This window comes from Oerskovia sp. Root918 (assembly GCF_001428945.1).
In the GTDB taxonomy this organism is placed as follows: domain Bacteria; phylum Actinomycetota; class Actinomycetes; order Actinomycetales; family Cellulomonadaceae; genus Oerskovia; species Oerskovia enterophila.
In genome coordinates this window covers 61231-81416 of sequence record NZ_LMJG01000017.1, presented here as the reverse complement: position 1 = coordinate 81416, position 20186 = coordinate 61231, and the positions used below count along the sequence as shown (strand labels likewise).

Genomic DNA, 20186 nt, shown 5'->3' with positions numbered 1-20186 from the left:
TATGTAGGTCGACGGAAGGTGGACACAGTGGCCAACGAGGAACCCGCCAAGCGGCGAGGGCGCGGGCGACGCCCCAGCGACGAGGTCCGTCAGGAGATCCTCGCGGCGGCCGGCGACCTGCTGCTGCGCGAGGGCATGGCGGCCTTCACGATCGAGAAGGTCGCGACGCTCGCGGGGGCGAGCCGCATGACGATCTACAAGTGGTGGCCCTCCAAGGGAGCGCTCGCGTTCGACGGGTACCGCGCGACCGTCGAGCCCACGCTCGCCTTCCCCGACACGGGCGACCTCACGGCCGACCTGCGCACGCAGCTCCACGCGTTCGTCCGCCTGCTCACCGAGACCCCCGCGGGCAGGGTCATGGCCGAGCTGATCGGGCAGGCGCAGACGGACCCCGAGCTGCGTGCCTCGCTGCTCGAGCACTACACCGTGCCGCGGCGGGAACGTGCTGCCGAGGTGATGCGGCGCGCGCAGGAGCGTGGCCAGATGCGCGCGGACGCCGACCCGCAGGTCGTCGTCGACCAGCTCTGGGGCGCCTGCTACCACCGGCTGCTCACGCCCGACCACCCGCTCACGGTCGAGTTCGCGGACGCGCTCGTCGACAACGTGCTGCGGGGCGTCGCGGCGTAGGACGGGCTCGCCGGGCGGGGCGCGTCAGAGCACCCGGCCGACCGCGAGGAAGTGCGGGCTCGCGCAGATCATGGCCGGGTCGGTCTCGAGCAGGCGGGCCGCACGGATCGCGGACCCGAGCATGGGCTCGGCCTGGTCGAGCGGCAGGTTGTCGAGCGCAGGAGCGCTGGGCCCCTCGACCCCGTAGACCGTGACCGCGTCGAGGCCGACCTCGGCGAGCTCGCCCGAGAGCTCCTCGGGGAGGTGGAAGTACGCGGTCGTGAAGCCCGAGCGCGGGTCGTGCAGTCCCGTCGCCACGGCCCGGCGCAGCGACGGCTCGGACTCCTCGGAGACCTCCCCGAGGGCCGCGAGCTCGAGCAGGCCCGCGTAGCGGCTGATCGCCGCCGCGACCACGAGGCCGCCCGGGCGCGCGACGCGAGCGGCCTCGCGCAGCGCGAGCACCCGGTCGCGGCGCTCGGTCAGGTGGTAGAGCGGCCCGAGGAGGAGCACGACGTCGGCCGACGCGTCGTCGAAGGGCAGCGCCCGCGCGTCGCCGGTCTGCGCCCGGACACCGGGGATCTCACCCGCCCGGGCGACGTGCGAGGGCACGGGGTCGATCAGGTCGACCGCGTGGCCGGCCTCGGCGAGCCAGCGCGCGTGCACGCCCGTGGCGCCGCCGACGTCGACGACGTGCGCCGGGGCAGCCGGGAGGAACCGATCGAGGAGCTCGCGCGTGCGCAGCATCTCGAGGCGGCCGTGGGCAGTGCGCCGGAGCCGCGTGTCCTCCTCGTAGCGGTCGGAGTAGAACGCGAGGATCTCGGGGTCCAGTGCAGGGCCGGTGTTCACGCGGTCATCCTGCCGGGGTCGCGCGACGCTGTCCACGGTCTCCGGTCCTCGATCCCGTCGGCACGCACCGGCCCCGTCACGTGAGGTGGTCGAAGTCCCCGCGCACCCAGGCCGCGTGCCGGTCGGCCGAGCGCCGCACGACAGCCCGCGCGTCCACCGGGATCACGCCCTCGAAGTTGTTGTAGAGCCGGTCGAACGCGAAGCGCTCGACGTGCGTCGCGACCCGGTCCACGACGGCCCCCGACAACGGGATCCGGTTGGGGTAGCTGCGCATGAAGCCCACCGAGGTGCGGTCCGGGTTGGCGAAGATCGTGTCCCCGCTGAGCAGGACCCCGCGCCCCTCGGCTCCCGCGGCCCAGTGGACCACCGCGCTGCCGGGGAAGTGCCCGCCGGGCTGGCTCAGGGTCACGCCCGGCAGGACCTCGCGGTCTCCCGACCAGGTCTCGATCACCGGGTCGGGGCGAGCGACCCATCCCGCGTCGGCCTCGGCCACGAGGACCGGCACGCCGCCGAGCGCCCGGCTCCACTCGACCTGGACGCCGAACATGTGCGGGTGGCTCGCGACGACCGCGACGACCTCGCCCAGCGCGCGCACCTGCCGCACGACCTCGTCGTCGAGGTACCCGACCGGGTCCCACAGCAGCATCCCGGCCGGGGTCCGCACGATCTTGGACTCCTGCCCGATCCCCACGCCCGGGTGCCCGTCGAGCGCGAACAGGTCGGGCTCGAGCTCGGTCACCGAGACCTCGTGCCCCTCGCCCGCGAGCTCGTCGAGCGTCGTCCACGCCTGGCCGTCCGCAGGCACCCACTGGCGCTCGTCGGCGCAGATCGCGCACACCTCGGGCCGTTCGGCGTGCTCCACGGCGCACGTCCGGCAGATCCACCACGTCATCGGGGTCGTCCTCTCCGTCGTCGGTCCGGCAGGCAGCCGGAGCGAGCACGACCCATGCAACACCCACCCACCGACACCCGCGAGCTGCGTCGTCAGAGTCGGCCCGGGCTATGGCCCGGGCCGGCTCTGACAACTCGTCCAACTCGTCGGGGGCGCGAGGAGCAGGGCCTCACCGGCTCCTCAGCGCCACGGCACCGCGAGGGTCAGCGGCTCAGCACCTCGGCATCGCGAGGCTCGTCGCCGTCCGCCACCGCGTCACCGGCCGGCGGCACGTCCTGCCCGCGCAGCGGGTACGCCCAGAAGCAGAGCCACGCGAGCCCCGCCACGACGAACGGCACGCCGCCCATGAGCACGCGGATGCCCGTCGACACGGTCTCGGGCTGGTCGGCCACCGCGAGCCCCGCGTCGTAGCCCGACGTCGTGAGCACCACCGCGATCACCACGGCCTGCACGATGACCGAGCCCCGCACCACGAACCCGTTGACCCCGAAGTACATGCCCTCGCGTCGCAGCCCGGTGCGGCGCTCGTCGTCGTCGATGACCTGTCCGAGCGCGACCTCGAGGAGCTGCATCATGCCCGCGACGCCGATGCCGACGAGACCCGCGACGGCCATCGCGCCCGGCATCGAGCCCGGGACCATGAACAGCCCCACGGCCACGCCGTACGCCGCGACCGACCACAGCAGCGCGTTGCGCGGCCCGACCTTGCGCACGACCCACGACCAGCCGACGATCGCCGGGATCGCGACCACGAAGATCGGCGCGAGCACGAGCGTCGCGTCGGCCTCGGCCCCGCCGAGCACGTAGCGCACGTAGAACGGCACCGAGGCCAGCAGGATCGCGGTCGTCGACTGCAGCAGCAGCGACCCCAGGACGTAGGTCACGAACGCCTTGTTCGCGAACGTGTACCGCAGTTGGTCCTTGAGGGGCAGCCCGGCTTCGCGGGCCTTGACCGCGACCTCGTCGACGGGCCGCTCGATCATGCCCAGGAGCGACCACAGGTAGAACCCGAGGCACAGCGCCCCGAGCACGACCGCCATGCCGACCCAGCCGAGCGGCGACCCGTAGAGCAGCGGCGCGGCCGCGGTCCCCAGGATCATCCCGACCAGGCCGAAGATCTGGCGGGGCGTGTTGCCCCGGGCGCGCTCCGCCGTCGTGCGGAAGATCTCCGGGAAGAGCGCCGAGGTGTTGAGGACGACCACGACGTACGCGACGTCGTAGACCGCGACCACGACGAGGAACCAGACCAGCAGGCCCTGCGCGCTCAGGTCCGGCGGCATCCACACGAGCGAGAACGCCGCGACGAGCGGGATGATCCCCAGGCCGATCCACGGGACGCGGCGCCCCCAGCGCGTGCGGTGGCGGTCGGAGGCCGCGCCGACGAGCGGGTTGAGGACCGCGTTGAGGATGCCGTGGGCGATCATCGCGCCCGCGACCCAGCCCGCGGGGAGCTTGAGGTGGTCGACGTAGAAGAACACCACGAACGCCGAGAACGTCTGCGCCATGAGGTTCGCGGGGAACGCGGAGGCGCCGTAGGCGAGCGTCTGGCCGCGCGTGGGCAGCCCGGTCAGACGGCGGTCGCGCAGCGTGGTCAGGGCGCTCATCGCGCACCCCCGACGGCGTCGCCCACCCGTGCGGCCGGGGCGCCCGAGGCGTCGCTCACCCGGGGCGGCAGGCCCCGCTGCACGTCGCGCAGGTCGCGCCAGCCCACGCGCACGATCCCTTCCTCGGCGAGCGTCGCCGCGACGTCGGGGTCGGCCAGGAGCCGGCGCTCGAACCCGCGCTTGGCGACCGCGAAGTCCGCGACGTCGCCGAGCTCGTCGTCGTCGAGCATGGGGTGCAGGAAGAACTCGGTGACCCCGGGCTCGGTCGCGCGCACCAGGTCGAGGAAGGCGGCCTTCATCGAGGCGTAGTCCTCCTCCTCCGCGGTGCCCTCGCCCAGCAGCTCGAACGGGTGGGTCAGCAGGTGGTCGAGGATCACGACCCCCGCGGCGTCGGCCGCAGCCGTGGCCTGGTCGAGCACCCCCTGGTAGGCGTCGGGCATGCCCATGCCGCCGATCGTGCGCGGGAGGCGGAAGGGCAGGCCGTGGCGCGCCGCGAGCTCGAAGACCTGCGGCAGGAACGTGCGCCCCGTCTCGACGCCGTAGACCGAGCCCATGTGGTTGTCGAGGTGCGTGACGTCCATGCCCGCGGCGAGCGCGGCGTCGATCTGCGCGGCGAGCTCGGCCGCGACGTCCGCGTCGCTCGCCTGCTCCTCGACCGTCCGGCAGTCGGCCGGGAAGTACCCGGCCGCGTCCACGAGCGTGGTCCCGACGCCCGTGAGGGGACGCCAGCGGTAGCTCGTCCACTCGCTCGTGAGCACCAGGTGGACGCCGAGGTCCAGGTCGGTGCGGCTCGCGGCGAACGCGAGCGCCTCGGGGGCCCAGGGGCACGGCACCATGAGGGTCGTCGAGTCCAGGTGGCCGTCGACGAGCAGCTCGGTGATCGCGCGGTTCGCGGCCCGGCACATCCCGAAGTCGTCGGCGTTGAGGATGAGCGCCCGCGCGCCCGGCGGGAGGCCGAGCCGGGCGACGAGGTCAGAAGGTGCGGGCATCGTCGGGTTCCTGGGAGGTGAGGTCGGAGTCGGGGTGCGCGGCGTCGTCGGGCACGTCGCCCGACTCGGCCGCCCGGCGGACCGCGGCCGAGAAGGCCTGGTCGCGGAGGGTGTCCCGCGCGAGGGCTGCCGCGCCGAGCAGGACCGCGTCGGCCGCGACCCTGCTCGGCTCGACCACGATCGGCAGGATGCCGACCCTGTCGGCGAGGTACGCCTGGACGCGGCGCAGGACCGCGTCCTCGGAGGCCACGCCCGCGAGGAAGATCTTCTGGGGCTCGAGCAGGAGCGAGATCGAGGCGATCAGCACGGCGAGGCGCCCCGAGAGCTCGTCGACGACCGCGACCGCACGCTCGTCGCCGCCCGCCGCGAGGTCGAGCACCTCGTGCGGCGCCAGGTCGGCGGGCAGGCCCGCGTCGCGCGCGGCCGTCGCGAGCGACGCGGCGCCGATGCTCTCCGCGCCGAGCGCGCGGCCGGGCTGCGGCAGGAACGCGACCTCGCCGGCGCCGCCGGACGCGCCGCGGTAGAGCTTGCCGTCGATGACGATCCCGGCCCCCACCCCGATCCCGAGGCGCAGCAGGACGAACGAGCTCAGGTCCTTGCCCGCGCCCGAGCGCTGCTCGGCGATCGCGGCGAGGTTGACGTCGTTCTCGAGCAGGACGGGGCAGCCGAGGCCTTCCTCGAGGGCGGCGTGCAGCGTGGGCCCGCCCTTCTCGAGGCCGGGGACGCGGCGCACCATGGCGTGGTCGAGGTCCACGATCGCGGGGAGCCCGACGACGGCGCACCGGATCGCGACGGACGCGGTCCCCACGTCGTGGCCCACCGCGGCGACGCAGTGGGCGGCGAGCTTCTCGACGGCGCTCGCGCGAGCCGCGGGGTCCTTGGCCGACAGGGGTTGCTCGGCGCGGGCGCGGATGCGGCCGACGAGGTCGATCAGCGCGACCCGGACGCGCACGTGGCCGATGTCGACCGCGAGCGCGTAGCCGTGCTCCGGGTCGACCCGGTAGAGCGTGGCCGCGGGGCCGCGGCGCTCGTGGTCGAGACCGGCCTCCTCGACGACACCCTGCTCGACGAAGGTGCGCAGCGTGTGGGCCACGGTGGTCTTGGACAGGCCCGTGGCCGCGACGATCTCGGGTCTGCCGAGGGTGTCGTGGGCGTCGAGCACATCGAGGACGGCCCGGGCGTTGATCTCCCGGAGCAGTCGCTGGTCTCCTGCAAGAAGCATGTCTACCGCTCTCCGTTGACGGTCGTTCCCCTGGGACATGAGTAGGTCGGAAGGTTACCTACCGAGCGAGGGTACATCGGGGGTGTTTCGGGCGCGCGTCGAGCCGGGACTGCCGTCCCAGTCCGGCTCCCCGCCCGGATCCTCCGACCCTCACGCGCGGATCTCTGCGGCTCTCGGGGTGAACCCCGAGCCGGAGATGGGGGGAATGCCCGATGTCCGCGGGGCCCTCGGCGGCCTAGCCTCGATCGTGGTGGGCCCCGCTGGGGGGTGGGGCCCACCGAGCAGACCTCGCCGGCATGCGCCCGGCCACCGACCGATCTCGACGACAGGGGCACGACATGCAGGCCACACACCGACGGCTGGCCACGGCGGGACTCGTCGCCGTCGCGGCGCTCGCCCTCGGGGCGTGCGGGTTCGGACCCCGTACGACGGCCACCGACACCTACACCGAGGACGCCGGGATCACCTCGGTCCGGCTCGACCTCGAGGCCGGGTCCGTCACGCTCCGCGGGTCCGACGACGCGACCGCGCTGTCGATCGAGCGGACGGTCGACTACGTGGGCGAGCACCCCGCGAGCGAGACGCACCGCATCGAGGACGGCGTCCTGGTGCTCGCGGGCTGCGGTCGCCGCTGCTCCGCGAGCTACACCGTGGACCTGCCCGCGGGGCTGCCCGTCACGGGCCAGACGTCGCACGGGAGCATCGACCTGGACCGGACCGGCGCGGTCGACGTCCGGACGAGCAACGGGTCCGTCACGCTCACCGGGGTCGACGCCAGGGTCCTTGCGCGGACCTCGAACGGGAAGATCACCGGGACCGGGCTGGGCGGCACCGAGGGCGTCGACGTCGAGACCTCCAACGGGTCGATCGAGCTCACGCTCGCGACCCCGCAGGACGTCCGCGCGACGACCGACAACGGCACGGTGCAGCTCACGGTCCCCGAGGGCAGCTACCGCGTGAGCGCGTCCACGGACCTCGGCGGCACCGACGTCTCCGTGCCGGACGACCCCGACGGCGAGTTCCACCTCGACGCGCAGTCGTCGAACGGGCGGGTCACGGTCGCCCAGGGCTGAGGTGCTGGGCGGGCGGGGGCGGCTTGCCCGCCGTCCCGCCCGCCCCGCCGACCTCGATCGCCCCGCCGCCGCTCAGAGCGGCCCGAGCACCTCGCGCACGTCCGCGTCGAGCGCTAGGGCGTCGAGCACCGTGAGGAGCATGCGTTCCTCGTACCGGAAGTGGGACTCCATGATCGCGGCGACCCCCTCGAGGTGACGCTCGAGCTCGTCCGGGGGCGCCGCCCGGTCCACCGCGGCCGTCAGGCCGCCCAGCAGGTGCGCGATCATCGAGTGGTCCTGCCTCAGGTTCCGCAACGTCCCGACCAGCTCGGGGTGCGCGGCCGCGATCGCGGGGAACAGCTCGCGGTCCTCGCCCTCGTGGTGCCCCGTGAGCGCGGTGCAGAATCCGTGGCAGAACAGCAACAGGTCGCGGGTCGCGGGTTCGGCGGGCTCTCCGTCGTCGAGCGCGGCACGGGTCACGCGCAGCGCCTCGCGCAGCCGGTCGTGCACGGCCCGCAGCTCGCGGCTCCAGGCGACGAGCCGGGGTGTCTCGGGGAGACCGGTCTCGACGAGCTCCGGCGTCTCGGCGAGGTGGTTCTTCTCGCCCTCAGTCACGTGAGGGCGAAGGGGGCGACGTGGTCATCGTCGGGCTCCTTCGTGTCCGGCGCCTCCATGCCTGACACGGTCTGCCACCGGCACGCGACGCTGCGCAGACCCTACCGGACGCTCGCGTGCGGGGCGCGCGCCGTCGTCGGGCCGCGGGAGGTCCCTGCCGCCCGACGACGGCGCTCCCCTTCTGCGCGACGCCTCACCCCCGCGCGACCCACGCCGGGCGGCGCGCGTCGTCGACGCGCACGACCACGTCGGCCGTCCGCTCGGGCGCGACCTCGCCCCGGTACCGCGCGTACGCGGGCAGGGTCCAGGCGTCGGCGGGCGGCGTGCGCCGAGCGACCGTCGCGTCCTGGAGCGCGAGGTGGACGGTCAGGTCGACGTCGAGCCCGCGGCCGAGCGACAGCGACCCGTCGAGCAGCACGACCAGCCCCGGCGGCGCCTCGACGTAGTCGGCCCGCGTCGAGCGCGAGGTCACGGGGTCGCGCAGGCTCGGGAGGTAGCGCCCCTCCCCCGCAGGCCCGACGGCGGACAGCACCTCCCGGTTCAGCGCACCGACGTCGATCCACTCGTCGAGCAGGGCGTCCGGGTCCTCGTGGCCGTGCTCGAGCCGCACCGACGCGGGCCGCAGGAAGTCGCGCACGCTGACGCGCGCCGTCGGGCGGCCCGCGACGCGCAGGGGCTCGACGAGCAGGTCGGCGAGCGTCTCCGGGTGCGTCGAGGGGTGGCCGTCGACGAGCACGCGCAATGCCCCGTCCGTGCGGGGCCGCTCAACGACGAGCGCGGCGACCCGCGCGACCAGGACCTCAGGGCTGACCGGCTCGACGCGCATCGCGTCAGGATGTCACGGCGCCGAGACGGCTCGGTCGCGCTCCCGTGCCGAGGTACTCGTGCGGGCTCGCGTCGAGGACCCGGCGGAACATGGTCGAGAAGGCGGCCGGGCTCTCGTACCCCAGCGCGCCGGCGACGCGCGTCACGGACTCTCCCGCAGAGAGCCGGGGCAGGGCGGCCAGCACGCACGCGCGCTGTCGCCACCGGTCGAAGGTCAGCCCGGTCTGCGCCCCGAAGCGGCGGTTGAACGTCCTCAGGCTCACGTGCAGCGCGGCCGCCCAGACGACGGGCGAGGCGTGCGCGTCCGGCTCGTCGAGGAACGCTCGGCACATCGCCAGCAGCGCGCGGTCGCTCGGCAGCGGGACGTGCAACGGCATGGGCGTCATGCGCGACACCTCGAACAGGAGCAGCCGGACCAGCGCGCCGTCCCGGCCGTGCTCGTCGTACTCCACGGGGAGGTCGGCCGCCTCGAGGAGGAGCTGCCGGGCGAGAGGCGAGACCGTGACGACCTCGCACGTGGCCGGTCCCCACGGCGCGGCGGCGGGCTCGATGTAGAGGGAGCACGTGCTGACGCCGTACATCGTGACCTGGTGGACGGTCTCCGGGGGGATCCACACGGCGCGGTGCGTCGGGACGACCCAGCTGCCGTCGTCCGTCTCGACGTGCATGACCCCGGTCGCTCCGTACAGCAGCTGAGCCCGGCGGTGACGGTGCGGGACGAGCACCTCGCCCATCGCATAGTCGGTGCCGATCGGGAGAACGTCGCGGGGGGCGTCGTCGACCAGGTCGATCGGGGTGTTGCGCACACCGCGACCCTACCCAGCGCTGGCGTGATCGCGAAAGAACCTGGCACATCCGCGGATGCACGCCACGGGGCTCGCTTCTTAGCGTGGACCCTGATGTTTCTCGTCCTGCTCCTGTCCGGATGCCTCACCGGCGTCACCACCGTCCTCTTCGGCTTCGGCGGCGGCTTCATGATCGTCCCGTTGCTGCTCTGGCTCCTCTCGGGGCCCGGATCCGCGCCGCTCGCCGAGGACATGGGGATGCACGTCGCGGTCGCCACCTCGTCCGCGGTCATGGTCGTCAACGCGGGCGTCGCGACGTTCGCCCAGCACCGTGCAGGGACCTTGAGGACCGACGCGCTCTGGCCCCTCACGGCGTTCATCGCCATCGGCGCTGCGCTCGGCGCCTCGGTCGCCGGCCTGGTGCCCGGCGAGGCGCTGCGATGGGCGTTCGTCGTCTACCTCGCCGTCACGCTCCTCAACGCGGTGCTGCGCCCGGGGTTCCTCGCCACAGCACGCCCCGCGCGTCCCCTGGGCCGAGCGACGACCATCGTCGTCGGGCCCGCGATGGGCGCGGTCGCGGCGCTGCTGGGCGTGGGTGGCAGCGTCATGACGGTCCCGCTCTTCCGTCGCCACGGCTGGTCCATGACGGACTCGGCCGGTCTCGCCAATCCGCTCGGCCTGCCCGTCGCCGTCGCTGCCTCGATCACCTACGTGGTGGCCGGGGGCGCCTCGGCATCGGTCCTCGGGGCCGGTCACCTCGGCTACGTCGACCTCTCAGCCTTCGTCGGCCTGGCGATCGGATCCGTCCTGGGGATCGTCCTCACGCGCCGGTTCGTCGGCCGGATGCCGGACCACGTGCACGCCCGGGCCTACCTCGTGCTGCTCGCGGTGGTCCTCGTGGCGACCATCGTCGTCTGACGGGCTCGGCCCGTTCCCGAGCAGAACACCGACCCAGGCGACCGACAGGCATCCGGCCACCGCGATCTCGTCCGGGGAGGCGCCGGCCGACGCAGCGGCGCGGACCGCCTCGGCGACCGGTTCGAGGACGTGCCGGTCAGGCGCCTCGGGCAGGTCGCTCGTGAGGGCGGCTAGGCGTGCGAGGGCGGTCTCCGACGACGGGTCCACGCGTGGAACCTACCAAGGGCCCCGGATGAGTTGTCAGAACGTGGCCGGTGGTGAGCCCGGGCCACTTCTGACAGCTCGGCGGTAGCGGCGGGTCCGGCCGACTGGCTGCGGAGCCCCCGGATCAGTTGTCAGAACGTGGCCGGGGTATGGCCCGGCCACGTTCTGACAACTCATCCGCGGCGGTGGTCGTGGAGCGCACCTCAGGGAGCGCCGCCCAGGGAGCGATGTCCCGGGGGCGCCGCCCCGCTCGCACGCTCGTGCCCGGGAACGCACGAGGCCCCGTCCACAGTGCTGTGGACGGGGCCTCGTGGGCGGGAAGATCAGCCGACGCGGACGAACGTCGGGTTGTTCTGCCAGATCTTGCTGTACTTGACGGTGCTGCCCGGGGTCGTGGCCTCGATCTGCATGCCGTTGCCGGCGTAGATCGCGACGTGACCGGGGGTCCAGATGATGTCTCCGGGGCGAGCCTCGGAGGCCGAGACGGCCGTGCCCGCGTTGCGCTGCGCACCGGACTGGTGCGGGAGCGAGACGCCGAGCTGTCCGTACACGTACTGGACCAGGCCCGAGCAGTCGAACCCGCTGGGCGAGGAGCCGCCGTACACGTAGGGCACGCCCACGTACTTCATGGCGATGTCGACGACCGACGAGCCGGAGGCCGCAGGCGCCGGGGCGGCGGCCTGGACGGTCTTGGTCGCGGCGGGCGCGGCACGCTCGACCGAGCGCGACGGCGCGGCGGCACGCTGCGGTGCAGGCGCGGGAGCCGGCTCGGGCTCCGGCTCGGGCTCCGGTGCGGGGGTCACGGCGACCGGGGCCTGCTCGATCGCGAGCGCCGCGTCGGCGGCGACCGTGACCACAGGGCTGGTCTGCAGGGCCTCGCGGGCCTGAGCGGTGACGGCGGCGAGGTCGACCGTGCCGACCGACGTCTTCGCCTGGTCGGTCGAGGGGGCCGCGTTCGCCGGAGCCGTGAAGACCGAGATCAGCAGGCCGGACGAGGCCGCGACGACGGCGCTGCGGCGGGCGACCGAGCTGACGCTCGACGCGGCGGATCGTCCGAGGGACGTCAAGGGGGTGATAGGACGGTGCGCAGCACGATGGCGCGCGGACGTGCGTGAGGTCACGAGTGTTCTCCTGGACGCCTGAGAGGTCAGCTGTCGGGTTCGGGTCGGAGAAGCTCACCCGGCCGTGCGGACCGAGGTCCGTGCGGCTTCACCCCAAGGACACCGTCTCCGGTGCCCACAAGAATGGGTCCCCCACCCCTGTCATGGGTGTAGTTCGTGGCCTCGGGAGGTGACAGGGTTCGGCGTCCACCTGAGGGCTCCGGCGAGAGGGTTCTCTGCGAAGCAGAATCGACGGTACATGGCAAGAGAGGGATTGTCACAGTGAGGTAACGAACTCCGCGAGTCGGACATCGATCCCTTTCGTCGACGAACCGCACCTTCTGCGAGAGGGCGCGCGCCGCCGTCGGGCACGGCGGGACGCCCCGCCTCAGGCGGGCTTGGTCGCCTTGCCGTCCAACCACAGGGTGTCCGACTCGTCGCGGTGCGTACCGGTCGACCCGACGTGCTTGCTGTCGATCGTGGGCCCCTTCTTGATGACGTGGACCAGCGCCATCGCGTGGCCACGACCCAGGTCGTAGTCCTCCTTGAGCCACTCCACGATCACGCCGGCCTTGACCGACGGGTCGTCGTAGCCCTTCTGCTGCGCGATCGTCAGGAGCTCGCGCGGGGTGAGCCCCGTCTTGTCCTCGATGGTGTCCAGGTACGCCTGAAAAGACATGGGGTCCTCGGTTCTCTCGGTCCAGCAGGTGCGGTCGAGGGGTCAGACCGCACCGACCAGCAGAACTCATCGGTCAGGACGGCGCACCTTCTGGTCGGTGCCGCACGCGCCGCGCGACCCAGCCGCGCTGCGCGGCCAGGACCCCCGCCTGGAAACGGCTCGTCGCACCGAGCACCTGGAAGAGCGTCGCCACGTGCCGACGGCACGTGCGGACGCTGATGCCGAGGCGACCGGCGATGGCCTCGTCCGTGAGCCCCGCGCTCAGCCCCGACAGGATCGAGACCTGCACCGTCGTCAGCACGGACCTGCCCCCGTCCTGGGGCGTCCCGACGATCTCCGACAGCTCCCTGTCGACCATGCTGCCCCCCTTCTCCCGACGTCCGGGAGTGTAGCCACGGCGGGCCGCTACCGGCCGGTAGCGTTCGCGCGGGGCGGGGCAGGCGCGCGGCGGCGCGAGGAAGGCGCGCGGTGCTACCGCCCGAGCAGCCCGTCGATCTCGGCCATCTCGGCCGTCTGCACGTCGACCATCTGCTGCGCGAGGTCCTGCAGGTCGGTGTACCCACCGTCCGCGATCTCGCCCTGCGTCATCGCGATCGCGCCCTCGTGGTGCGAGTGCATGAGCTCGAGGAACGTCTTCTCGGCCTCTGCCACCGCTGTCGCGTCCCCCGCGCTCGCGTCCGCGAGACGTTCGAGCGACCCCATCTGGTCGCCCGTCAGCATGCCGTTCGCGATGTGCACCGAGTGCATCTGCATGAGGTCGTCCTGCCCCCACGCGTCGGCCCAGCCGCGCATGATCCCGATCTCCTCGGCCTGCCCGTCGAGGATCCGCTGCGCGAGGTCGCGCGTCGCGTCGCTCACGCCGTCGACGGCCAGGATGATCTCGCTCATCTCGACGGCCTGCTCGTGGTGCGGGGTCATCATCGCGAGGAAGTGCAGGTCCGTGTCGTTCGCCTCGGCCGGCGCCACCCCCTCCGAGGCGGCCGACGAGGCCGGCGCCTCCGCCTGGGGTGCATCCCCTCCGGTCGAGCACCCCGCGAGGGCTGCTGTCACGACGAGCGCGGTGAGGACGGCGGGCAGCTTCTTCATGAGGACTCCGGTGTGTCTCGGGATCGCCGGGGCACGCGGGCGCCGGTGCGGCGAGCGTCCGAGCAGCGTAGGTGCCGAATCTGGGAGTCGGCTGTGCCTCGCGAGGCGAGCCCCGCGGGACCGCAGCCCGACGGCGCCGCGCGCGTGGCGCCGTCGGGCTGCGGTTGCGGACGTGGTGGGCCTAGGCCCTCAGCGGGCGTCACGCGTCAGACGGGCCCCGAGCGTGGCCGCAGCGATCACGCCCGCCGCCGCGACGAAGACGATGTCCTTGAGCACGTACTGCCCCATGAGCGTCATGCCGTCACCGAACAGCTCGCCGGCGAACAGCACCACGGGCGACATCATGCCGACCAGCGCGACCGCGAGCACGACGAGACCTGCCTGCAGCCACCGCCCCGTCAGGAGCGTCAGCCCGATGAACGTCTCGACGACCGCCGTCAGGAGCACGGCCCCCAGGCCCTCGACGACGCCGAACGTCAGCGCGCCGACCGTCTGCGTCACGATCTCCTCCGCGGGGCTCGCCCCGGGAAAGAACTTGAGGACCCCGAAGCCGAGGAACACCAGGCCCAGCGTGATCCGGAGTGCCGGGATCGACCACCGGGCGAGGTGGACCGCCAGGGCGGTGATCGCGGACTCGGAACGGCGCGCAAACCCCTGCCGCGCGGGTGCGTCACTGGGGAGCGTCTGCGGGGTCGACACGTCGGTCTCCGTGCTGGGCATCTGTTCTCCTCGTCGAGAGCGCGCAGACGACGAGGCGCTCTGCGGAGAAAGCCCCCTGACGTCCGCATGGATGATGAGCCGCCGAGCGTAGCCACCGCGGATGAGGGCCAGATGAGGCCGGTCGAGAGCTCGGCCCGCGAGGCGGGCGTGCAGGTGCGTGTCGTGCCGGCCGTCGACGTGCTTGCCGCTCTCCCGGAGCGTGCGCCTGCTGACTTGAGGAGTTGCTAAACTCACCAAGTCCCCAGGAGGTCCTGTGCCCACCACCGCCACCACGGCGCCGCTCTACGCGATCAAGGCCGAGCTCTTCCGCTCGCTCGCGCACCCCACCCGCATCCAGGCCCTCGAGGTGCTCAGCGCCGCGCCCGACCACGAGGCCCCCGTGGCCGACCTGCTCGCCGCGACCGGCGTCGAGGCCTCGGTCCTGTCCCAGCACCTGGCGGTCCTCAAGCGCGCCGGTGTCGTGACGTCCTCGCGCACGGGCAACACCGTCGTCTACCGGCTGAGCCGCCCGCTCGTCGCCGAGCTGCTCGTCGTGGCACGCGCCTTCCTGCGCGAGACGCTCGACGCGTCCGGCCGACAGCTCGCCGCCGCGGACGAGCTGCCTCCGCTCCAGGGGGCGAGCGAACGGACCGGGCAGTGAGCCGGGCGGACCGCTCGGTACGCGACCTGCTGCCGTCCCGCGCCGACGTCGACCTCCGACCGCGGACGCTGCGCGCCGACCTGCTCGCGGGCATCACGGTCGGCGTGGTGGCCCTGCCGCTCGCCCTCGCGTTCGGCGTGAGCGCCGGGGTAGGGCCCGGCCCGGGCCTCGTGACGGCCGTGGTCGCGGGCATCGTGGCCGCAGTGCTCGGCGGCTCGCGCGTCCAGGTCAGCGGGCCGACGGGCGCGATGGCCGTGGTCCTGGCCCCGATCGTCGCCCAGCACGGCCCCGCGGCGGTACCGCTCGTCGCAATCCTCGCGGGCGTCGTCGTGCTCCTGGCCGGGGTGACGCGTCTCGGCCGCGTCGTGACCTTCATCCCGTGGCCCGTGGTCGAGGGGTTCACGGCCGGGATCGCCGCGATCATCTTCCTCCAGCAGGTGCCGGCGGCCCTGGGTGTCACGGGCGCGGTGGGCGGCAACCCGCTGCGTGTGGCCATCGACTCCGCCGTCGCCGCGTCCGGGGACGGCCCGACCGCCCTGTGGACCCTCGGCACCGTCGCGCTCGTCGCCGTCGTGATGCTGGTCCTCCCCCGCGTCGCGCCGGCACTGCCCGCCTCGCTCGTCGCGGTCGTGCTCGCCACCGTGGTCGCACAGCTCGTCGGCGCCCCCGTCGCGCGCATCGGAGCGCTGCCCGATTCCCTGCCCCTGCCGTCCGTGCCGCACCTCGACGCCGGGATGCTGCGGTCGCTGATCGGCCCCGCGGTCGCGGTCGCGGCGCTCGCCGCGATCGAGTCCCTCCTCTCGGCCCGCGTCGCCGCGGCCATGCCGTCCCCCGAGCCGGCCGGGCGGCGCGGGGCGACCGGGAGCGCGACCGTGCCCGACGACGCGACCCACCGCTACGACCCCGACCGGGAGCTCGTGGGCCAGGGGCTCGCGTCGATCGCGAGCGGAGCGTTCGGCGGCATGCCCGCGACCGGGGCCATCGCCCGCACCGCGGTCAACGTGCGCGCCGGGGCCCGCACGCGGCTCGCGGCCGTCGTGCACTCGGTCGTGATCCTGGGCGTCATCTACCTCGCGACCGGTCCCGTCTCCGCCATCCCGCTCGCCGCGCTGTCCGGGGTCCTCATGGTCACCGCGGTGCGGATGGTCTCGGTCTCGACCCTCCGGGCCGTACTGACCTCGACGCGCGCGGACGCCGTGGTGCTCGTCGTGACCGCGGTCGTGACCGTCGCGGTCGACCTCATCGAGGCCGTGCAGATCGGGCTGCTCGTCGCGGCGTTCTTCGCGCTGCGCTCGGTCGCGCAGGCTGCCGCGGTCCATCGCGAGCCCCTCCCGGGGCCGGCGCAGCCGGGCGACGAGCACATCGCGCTCTACCGGCTCGACGGCGCCATGTTCTTCGGTGCCGCGGACCGCATCCACGCGCAGATCCGCGACGACCAGGACGCCCTGGTCGTCGTCCTGCGGCTCTCGCACCTGCGCCTGGTCGACGCGACGGGTGCCCACGCGCTCGGTGAGCTCGTCGCGGACCTCGAACGCTCGGGCGTCACGGTCCTGGTCAAGGGCATCCAGCCCGCCCACCTGCCCGTGCTCACGCGCGTCGGCGTCCTCGACGAGCTGCGCCACGAGAAGCACCTGTTCGCCGACCTCCCGCCCGCGATCGAGCACGCGCGCTCGCACGTCGCGCGGGCTCAGGCGGGGGTCGGGGCCGTGACCCGGCCCCCGGGCCCTGCCGCGGTCGCGGCTCCCGGGGACGCCCTCAGCGGTTGACGTCGAGCGTCAGCACGACCGTGACCGTGTCGCCCAGCTCGACGTCCTCGGCCGCGCGGATCCGGTCCTTGAGCGGGACGACGTAGAGCCCGTCCTTGGCGAACAGCGACGTGGTCCACGTCGTCGCCCCGATCCGGGCCGAGACGGGGATCATGCCCCAGCCGTAGGTCACGAGCGACGCGACCTCGCGGATACGGGCGCTCTCCGCATCGGGCACGGACACGAAGTGGAAGGGCGCGGGTCCACGCCAGTGCCACACCTCGCCGACGGCCTCGATCTCCATCTGCCCAGCATCACCCCTGCGCGCGGAGCCCGCCGCACCGACGCCCGGGCGGGCACGTGTCGACGCGCGCCCGCAGGCACGAAGGCTGGCAGGCTCTGCCTCCATGACGCCCGACCTCGCCATGCTGCGCGACCTCGTCGAGTCGACACCGGAGATCCGGCGGTGGCCGGGGGACGGGGCCTCTGAGAGCTGGGTACGGGCGGCCGAGGCCCGGGTCGGACGGCTCCCGGCGTCGTACCGCTGGTGGCTCACGGAGGCCCGCACGAGTCGCGTCGGTCACGTGGACGTCGCGTCGCTCGTGGACCCGGAGCACGTCGCGGAGGCCGACGACGCGCTCACCGCCGAGTGGCGCCTCACCGGGGACAGGTTGTGCTTCGCGAGCAACCCCGACGGAGCCGAGACCTTCTTCTTCGCGCCCGACCGGACCGAGGGCAGCGGTGAGCGCGCGGTCCTCCGCGTCGACGGCATCGACGGGTCCGGGGAGGTCGTCGCCGAGACGTTCGCCGGGTTCGTGTCCGTGCAGGTCGCACTCCTGCGCGGCCTGGGTGACGGACCGAACCCCACGATCGCCGAGACGTGGCGCTCGACGCCGGGCGTGCGGCGCCCCGACGGCTTCACGGTCCACGGCCCGCACCGCTTCGCCGAGGCCAACGAGGCCCACGACATTGCCGACCTCGCCCCGCACTGGGTCCTGGTCGGTGAGGACGGTGAGGGGGCGGGTCTGTTCATGCGGCGTCACGGCCGCGACCGGACGAGCGTCCACCGCCTCGACCTCTCGGCGTTCGCGAGGTCACGCTCCGGCGAGGGCGGGTCGCGCATCGAGGCCGAGGGCGAGCTCGTCACGACCGACCTGCTCTGCCTCCTCGGGGGCGACCCCGCCGCCTGAGGGCGCCGCGCGGGACAGGTCGGTCGCCGTCGGGCCTGAGACGACCGGTCGCTGCCCTAGCGACTCGTCGCGGCCCCCACCGCTCGCTCGAACGCGCCCGCGAGCGCCTCGCGCACCGCGGCCAGCTCGGCGAGGTAGGGCAGCAGCGCGTCGATCTCCGGGCTGGCCGCGTCGAGCTCGGCCGCAGGGACGGTGACGGTCGCCGTGATCCGTCGCCGGGCCCGCGAGAAGCGCACGTTCCGCACCCCCGCCTGGCCTGCCGAGGAGGTGATCGAGCCGCCGAGCGCGAGCATCACGTCGAGCTCGTCGAGCCCGGGGACCTCGACCGCAGCACACTCCGCCTGGAGCGCCCGGCGCAGGACGATCGCCGCGGCGAGGTCTCGCTCGGGGCCGCCCAGCACGTTGCGCTGCGTGAGGATCATCTCTCGCCCTCCGGCGGTGCGAGGTCGGGAACGTTCTGGTCGAGCAGGTCCGCGAAGGTCTCCGCGAGGACGTACCGCTCCCCCGTGTCGTGGTCGGACGTCACGACCGGTCCGTCGTTCGTGACGACGAGCGGGTTTCCCGACCCGTCGAACCCGATCACGAGGCCTTCCTCCGCGACGTCCCAGCCGTCCCTGCGGAAGGTGCGCGTCAGGGTCGCGACGTCGGTGTCCTCGAGCAGTGGAGCGTTGCGCAGCCCGTGGACGGGGACACCCACGAAGCAGCCGCCGTGCCGCCCGACGAGCTCGACGTAGCCCGGGTCGAGAGCTACCCCGAGGCCGCGCACGGCCTCCTCGAGCTGGGCGCGCGTCGCCGGCTCGCCCGCACCGTAGAGGGCGACGGCCGCGTCGAGCCGGGCCAGGAGGTCGGGTGGGAGTGCCATGCCGGCCACCGTAGCCGCGGCGTGGGACACGCGGCCCGACGGCGCCACGCACGCGGGTGCGTGCGTCACCGGTGAGCGTGACGATGGGGCGACACGTCCCGCCCCGACCCGCGAGGTGCACCATGACCAGGTTCGTCGTCGACGCCGGCACCGCCCTGCGACTCGTCGCGGAGGACGCTCAGGTCCCGGACGTCCACGAGCTGCTCGCCCCTGCCCTCCTGCGGTCGCAGACCCTGTCGGCGCTGCACGAGGCCGTGCACCGGGGCGACCTCCCGGCCGAGGTCGGGCGCGAGCACCTGGCGCGCGTCGGCCGCCTCCCGGTCAGGTTGTTCGGGGACGCCGTGCTGCGCCGCACGTCGTGGAAGGTCGCCGACGAGCTGGGCCTGGCCTCGACGTACGCCGCCGAGTACGTGGCCCTCGCCCGGCTCCGGGGCGTCGCGCTCGTGACCACGGATGCCGACCTGGCTCGTGCCGTCGTGGGCGTGGTCGAGACGGCGCCGTACGAGGCGCTGCTCGACGCGGGGACGTGAGCGGCGGCCGTCGGTCGGTGGACGAGCCTCAGGGGCTCGGTGTCCCCAGGCGGTCGAGCGCGCCGATGCTCGCCTCGACGATCTGCGCCTGCGCGTCGGCGCGGCTCGTGGCCGGCTGACCGTCTCCCGGTTGCTCGCCGTAGTCGGCGAAGAAGGCGTGGACGCCCCCTGGGACCTCGACGAACTCGGTGGTGGCGGGCAGGTCGGCGCGGGACGCCTCGATCTTGTCGGGCGTCGTCAGGCCGTCGCGCGATCCCCACACCGAGGTCACCTCGACATCGGCCGTGCTCATGTCGCCCGACGGGTACGAGGCGTGCAGGAGCAGGCCGGTGACCTCGTCGTCGTGCGCGGCGGCGAACGACGCCGCGACGACGCCGCCCAGCGAGTGACCGCCCACCGCCCAGGTGTCGACCTCGTCGAACGCTGCCATCGCCGACGCCGACTGGTTCGGTGACGTGAAGGCGATGCCCAGCGGTTCCTTGAGCGCCACGACCAGGTACCCGGCCTCGGCGAGCGGGCGCAGTACGGCGGCGGTCGCACGCACGTCCACCCGGGCGCCGGGCGAGTAGACCAGGCCGGTCGTCGCCGCACCGTCCCGCGGGACGAACGCTATCCAGCCCGCCTCGTCACGGACCTCGACCGAGCCGTCGCTCTCGAGAGCTGCGAGCGCTGGCGCCGTCGCGGGGAAGGGCCGGAGCCACACGACGGCCGCCGCCAGGACGACCAGGACGGCGACGCCGACACCCACCGCGACCCCACGCAGGACACGGCGAGCCAGCGGGCGCCGTGGCGAAGGACCACGATCACGTCGGCGGGCACCCAGGAGGGCAACCGCGAGGACGAGCAGGCCCGCGACCACGCTCGCTCCGAGGACCGCAGCGAGCGCCCAGTGCTGGTGGCGCACGGTGTCGCCGGTCGTCGCGACGACCCAGACGGGCGCTGCGACCAGCGCGACCCCCAGGACGACGAGCAGCAACCGCTCAAGGGTCGCGGCAGAAGATGCCCTGGGCGGGACGGGCAGACCTGCCTCGGTACCCGATGCCGACGTGTTCACCGGTGCTCCGTACTTCTCGACG

General features: G+C 73.7%; 24 protein-coding genes and 1 riboswitch. Of the genes, 7 read left to right on the top strand and 17 right to left on the bottom strand.

Annotation, left to right across the window (positions count from 1 at the left end; genetic code table 11):
- Positions 1-27 precede the first annotated feature (27 nt).
- Positions 28-627 carry a TetR/AcrR family transcriptional regulator gene (locus tag ASE27_RS18665; RefSeq protein WP_056654187.1) on the top strand — a complete coding sequence of 200 codons (600 nt, stop codon included), beginning with the start codon at positions 28-30 and terminating at the stop codon, positions 625-627.
- A 24-nt stretch (positions 628-651) separates the two neighbouring features.
- Here the strand turns inward: ASE27_RS18665 and ASE27_RS18660 are convergent, their stop codons facing one another.
- From ASE27_RS18660 to ASE27_RS18640, 5 genes are all read right to left on the bottom strand, one after another.
- Complete coding sequence (locus ASE27_RS18660) at positions 652-1452, bottom strand: class I SAM-dependent methyltransferase (RefSeq protein ID WP_056654182.1); 801 nt, start codon at positions 1450-1452, stop codon at positions 652-654.
- 76 nt (positions 1453-1528) lie between these two features.
- Entirely contained in the window at positions 1529-2344 is an 816-nt protein-coding gene (locus ASE27_RS18655) for an MBL fold metallo-hydrolase (protein WP_056654180.1), read from the bottom strand.
- Positions 2345-2547: 203 nt separating this feature from the next.
- Positions 2548-3948 carry an MFS transporter gene (locus tag ASE27_RS18650; protein ID WP_082609135.1) on the bottom strand — a complete coding sequence of 467 codons (1401 nt, stop codon included), beginning with the start codon at positions 3946-3948 and terminating at the stop codon, positions 2548-2550.
- A complete protein-coding gene (locus tag ASE27_RS18645; protein WP_082609134.1) occupies positions 3945-4937 on the bottom strand; it encodes a polysaccharide deacetylase family protein in 993 nt (330 codons plus the stop codon). Before ASE27_RS18645 ends, ASE27_RS18650 begins: the two co-directional genes overlap by 4 nt.
- Positions 4921-6159, bottom strand: coding sequence for an ROK family transcriptional regulator (locus tag ASE27_RS18640; RefSeq protein ID WP_162259243.1), 1239 nt, complete (start codon positions 6157-6159; stop codon positions 4921-4923). The genes ASE27_RS18645 and ASE27_RS18640 overlap by 17 nt, the downstream gene beginning before the upstream one ends.
- A gap of 338 nt (positions 6160-6497) precedes the next feature.
- Here ASE27_RS18640 and ASE27_RS18635 point away from each other — a divergent pair, with 338 nt between their 5' ends.
- On the top strand, positions 6498-7232 hold the full coding sequence (locus tag ASE27_RS18635) for a DUF4097 family beta strand repeat-containing protein (protein WP_056654175.1): 735 nt from the start codon (positions 6498-6500) through the stop codon (positions 7230-7232).
- A 72-nt stretch (positions 7233-7304) separates the two neighbouring features.
- Here ASE27_RS18635 and ASE27_RS18630 read toward each other — a convergent pair whose 3' ends face one another.
- The 3 genes from ASE27_RS18630 to ASE27_RS18620 form a co-directional block, all read right to left on the bottom strand.
- Entirely contained in the window at positions 7305-7826 is a 522-nt protein-coding gene (locus ASE27_RS18630) for a hemerythrin domain-containing protein (RefSeq protein WP_082609132.1), read from the bottom strand.
- Positions 7827-8019: 193 nt separating this feature from the next.
- On the bottom strand, positions 8020-8652 hold the full coding sequence (locus tag ASE27_RS18625) for a hypothetical protein (protein ID WP_056654172.1): 633 nt from the start codon (positions 8650-8652) through the stop codon (positions 8020-8022).
- A 4-nt stretch (positions 8653-8656) separates the two neighbouring features.
- A complete protein-coding gene (locus tag ASE27_RS18620; RefSeq protein ID WP_056654170.1) occupies positions 8657-9457 on the bottom strand; it encodes a helix-turn-helix domain-containing protein in 801 nt (266 codons plus the stop codon).
- A gap of 93 nt (positions 9458-9550) precedes the next feature.
- Between ASE27_RS18620 and ASE27_RS18615 the strand changes: the two genes are divergently transcribed.
- Positions 9551-10354, top strand: a complete 804-nt coding sequence (locus ASE27_RS18615) for a sulfite exporter TauE/SafE family protein (RefSeq protein WP_157257708.1) — start codon at positions 9551-9553, stop codon at positions 10352-10354.
- Between the two features lie 527 nt (positions 10355-10881).
- Here ASE27_RS18615 and ASE27_RS18610 read toward each other — a convergent pair.
- The 5 genes from ASE27_RS18610 to ASE27_RS18590 form a co-directional block, all read right to left on the bottom strand.
- Positions 10882-11625 carry a C40 family peptidase gene (locus ASE27_RS18610; protein WP_369819026.1) on the bottom strand — a complete coding sequence of 248 codons (744 nt, stop codon included), beginning with the start codon at positions 11623-11625 and terminating at the stop codon, positions 10882-10884.
- Between the two features lie 54 nt (positions 11626-11679).
- Positions 11680-11874: riboswitch (cyclic di-AMP (ydaO/yuaA leader) on the bottom strand.
- A gap of 172 nt (positions 11875-12046) precedes the next feature.
- Positions 12047-12337, bottom strand: a complete 291-nt coding sequence (locus ASE27_RS18605) for a DUF4287 domain-containing protein (RefSeq protein ID WP_056654164.1) — start codon at positions 12335-12337, stop codon at positions 12047-12049.
- A 73-nt stretch (positions 12338-12410) separates the two neighbouring features.
- Positions 12411-12695 (bottom strand): response regulator transcription factor, encoded by a 285-nt coding sequence (locus ASE27_RS18600; protein WP_056654161.1) that lies wholly within the window; start codon positions 12693-12695, stop codon positions 12411-12413.
- A 113-nt stretch (positions 12696-12808) separates the two neighbouring features.
- Positions 12809-13423 carry a DUF305 domain-containing protein gene (locus ASE27_RS18595; protein ID WP_056654158.1) on the bottom strand — a complete coding sequence of 205 codons (615 nt, stop codon included), beginning with the start codon at positions 13421-13423 and terminating at the stop codon, positions 12809-12811.
- Between the two features lie 189 nt (positions 13424-13612).
- The gene (locus ASE27_RS18590; RefSeq protein ID WP_200955981.1) at positions 13613-14143 is read right to left on the bottom strand and encodes a DoxX family protein; all 531 of its coding nucleotides are present in this window, start codon (positions 14141-14143) and stop codon (positions 13613-13615) included.
- A 253-nt stretch (positions 14144-14396) separates the two neighbouring features.
- On the opposite strand from ASE27_RS18590, the gene ASE27_RS18585 reads away from it, so the two are divergent.
- Together ASE27_RS18585 and ASE27_RS18580 are read left to right on the top strand one after the other, a co-directional pair.
- Positions 14397-14783 (top strand): helix-turn-helix transcriptional regulator, encoded by a 387-nt coding sequence (locus ASE27_RS18585; protein ID WP_056654155.1) that lies wholly within the window; start codon positions 14397-14399, stop codon positions 14781-14783.
- Positions 14780-16549, top strand: a complete 1770-nt coding sequence (locus tag ASE27_RS18580) for a SulP family inorganic anion transporter (RefSeq protein ID WP_082609131.1) — start codon at positions 14780-14782, stop codon at positions 16547-16549. Before ASE27_RS18585 ends, ASE27_RS18580 begins: the two co-directional genes overlap by 4 nt.
- Here ASE27_RS18580 and ASE27_RS18575 read toward each other — a convergent pair.
- Positions 16539-16832: a DUF1905 domain-containing protein gene (locus tag ASE27_RS18575; RefSeq protein ID WP_056654153.1), complete on the bottom strand. Its 294-nt coding sequence runs from the start codon at positions 16830-16832 to the stop codon at positions 16539-16541. The genes ASE27_RS18580 and ASE27_RS18575 overlap by 11 nt on opposite strands.
- Before the next feature lie 103 nt (positions 16833-16935).
- Here ASE27_RS18575 and ASE27_RS18570 point away from each other — a divergent pair, with 103 nt between their 5' ends.
- On the top strand, positions 16936-17718 hold the full coding sequence (locus ASE27_RS18570) for an SMI1/KNR4 family protein (protein ID WP_056654150.1): 783 nt from the start codon (positions 16936-16938) through the stop codon (positions 17716-17718).
- A gap of 56 nt (positions 17719-17774) precedes the next feature.
- Here the strand turns inward: ASE27_RS18570 and ASE27_RS18565 are convergent, their stop codons facing one another.
- Entirely contained in the window at positions 17775-18140 is a 366-nt protein-coding gene (locus ASE27_RS18565) for a hypothetical protein (protein ID WP_056654148.1), read from the bottom strand.
- A complete protein-coding gene (locus ASE27_RS18560) occupies positions 18137-18580 on the bottom strand; it encodes an SMI1/KNR4 family protein (protein ID WP_082609130.1) in 444 nt (147 codons plus the stop codon). The genes ASE27_RS18565 and ASE27_RS18560 overlap by 4 nt, the downstream gene beginning before the upstream one ends.
- A gap of 122 nt (positions 18581-18702) precedes the next feature.
- On the opposite strand from ASE27_RS18560, the gene ASE27_RS18555 reads away from it, so the two are divergent.
- Positions 18703-19110 (top strand): type II toxin-antitoxin system VapC family toxin, encoded by a 408-nt coding sequence (locus ASE27_RS18555; protein ID WP_056654145.1) that lies wholly within the window; start codon positions 18703-18705, stop codon positions 19108-19110.
- A 28-nt stretch (positions 19111-19138) separates the two neighbouring features.
- Here the strand turns inward: ASE27_RS18555 and ASE27_RS18550 are convergent, their stop codons facing one another.
- Complete coding sequence (locus ASE27_RS18550) at positions 19139-20164, bottom strand: alpha/beta hydrolase (protein ID WP_235535495.1); 1026 nt, start codon at positions 20162-20164, stop codon at positions 19139-19141.
- Positions 20165-20186: the final 22 nt, after the last annotated feature.

Bases quoted from the DNA above. Each gene is read 5' to 3' on its own strand.
- ASE27_RS18655 (WP_056654180.1), bottom strand. From the start codon at position 2,344: ATGACGTGGTGGATCTGCCGGACGTGCGCCGTGGAGCACGCCGAACGG.
- ASE27_RS18650 (WP_082609135.1), bottom strand. From the start codon at position 3,948: ATGAGCGCCCTGACCACGCTGCGCGACCGCCGTCTGACCGGGCTGCCC.
- ASE27_RS18645 (WP_082609134.1), bottom strand. From the start codon at position 4,937: ATGCCCGCACCTTCTGACCTCGTCGCCCGGCTCGGCCTCCCGCCGGGC.
- ASE27_RS18640 (WP_162259243.1), bottom strand. From the start codon at position 6,159: ATGCTTCTTGCAGGAGACCAGCGACTGCTCCGGGAGATCAACGCCCGG.
- ASE27_RS18635 (WP_056654175.1), top strand. From the start codon at position 6,498: ATGCAGGCCACACACCGACGGCTGGCCACGGCGGGACTCGTCGCCGTC.
- ASE27_RS18625 (WP_056654172.1), bottom strand. From the start codon at position 8,652: ATGCGCGTCGAGCCGGTCAGCCCTGAGGTCCTGGTCGCGCGGGTCGCC.
- ASE27_RS18615 (WP_157257708.1), top strand. From the start codon at position 9,551: ATGTTTCTCGTCCTGCTCCTGTCCGGATGCCTCACCGGCGTCACCACC.
- ASE27_RS18605 (WP_056654164.1), bottom strand. From the start codon at position 12,337: ATGTCTTTTCAGGCGTACCTGGACACCATCGAGGACAAGACGGGGCTC.
- ASE27_RS18600 (WP_056654161.1), bottom strand. From the start codon at position 12,695: ATGGTCGACAGGGAGCTGTCGGAGATCGTCGGGACGCCCCAGGACGGG.
- ASE27_RS18595 (WP_056654158.1), bottom strand. From the start codon at position 13,423: ATGAAGAAGCTGCCCGCCGTCCTCACCGCGCTCGTCGTGACAGCAGCC.
- ASE27_RS18590 (WP_200955981.1), bottom strand. From the start codon at position 14,143: ATGCCCAGCACGGAGACCGACGTGTCGACCCCGCAGACGCTCCCCAGT.
- ASE27_RS18575 (WP_056654153.1), bottom strand. From the start codon at position 16,832: ATGGAGATCGAGGCCGTCGGCGAGGTGTGGCACTGGCGTGGACCCGCG.
- ASE27_RS18570 (WP_056654150.1), top strand. From the start codon at position 16,936: ATGACGCCCGACCTCGCCATGCTGCGCGACCTCGTCGAGTCGACACCG.
- ASE27_RS18565 (WP_056654148.1), bottom strand. From the start codon at position 18,140: ATGATCCTCACGCAGCGCAACGTGCTGGGCGGCCCCGAGCGAGACCTC.
- ASE27_RS18560 (WP_082609130.1), bottom strand. From the start codon at position 18,580: ATGGCACTCCCACCCGACCTCCTGGCCCGGCTCGACGCGGCCGTCGCC.
- ASE27_RS18555 (WP_056654145.1), top strand. From the start codon at position 18,703: ATGACCAGGTTCGTCGTCGACGCCGGCACCGCCCTGCGACTCGTCGCG.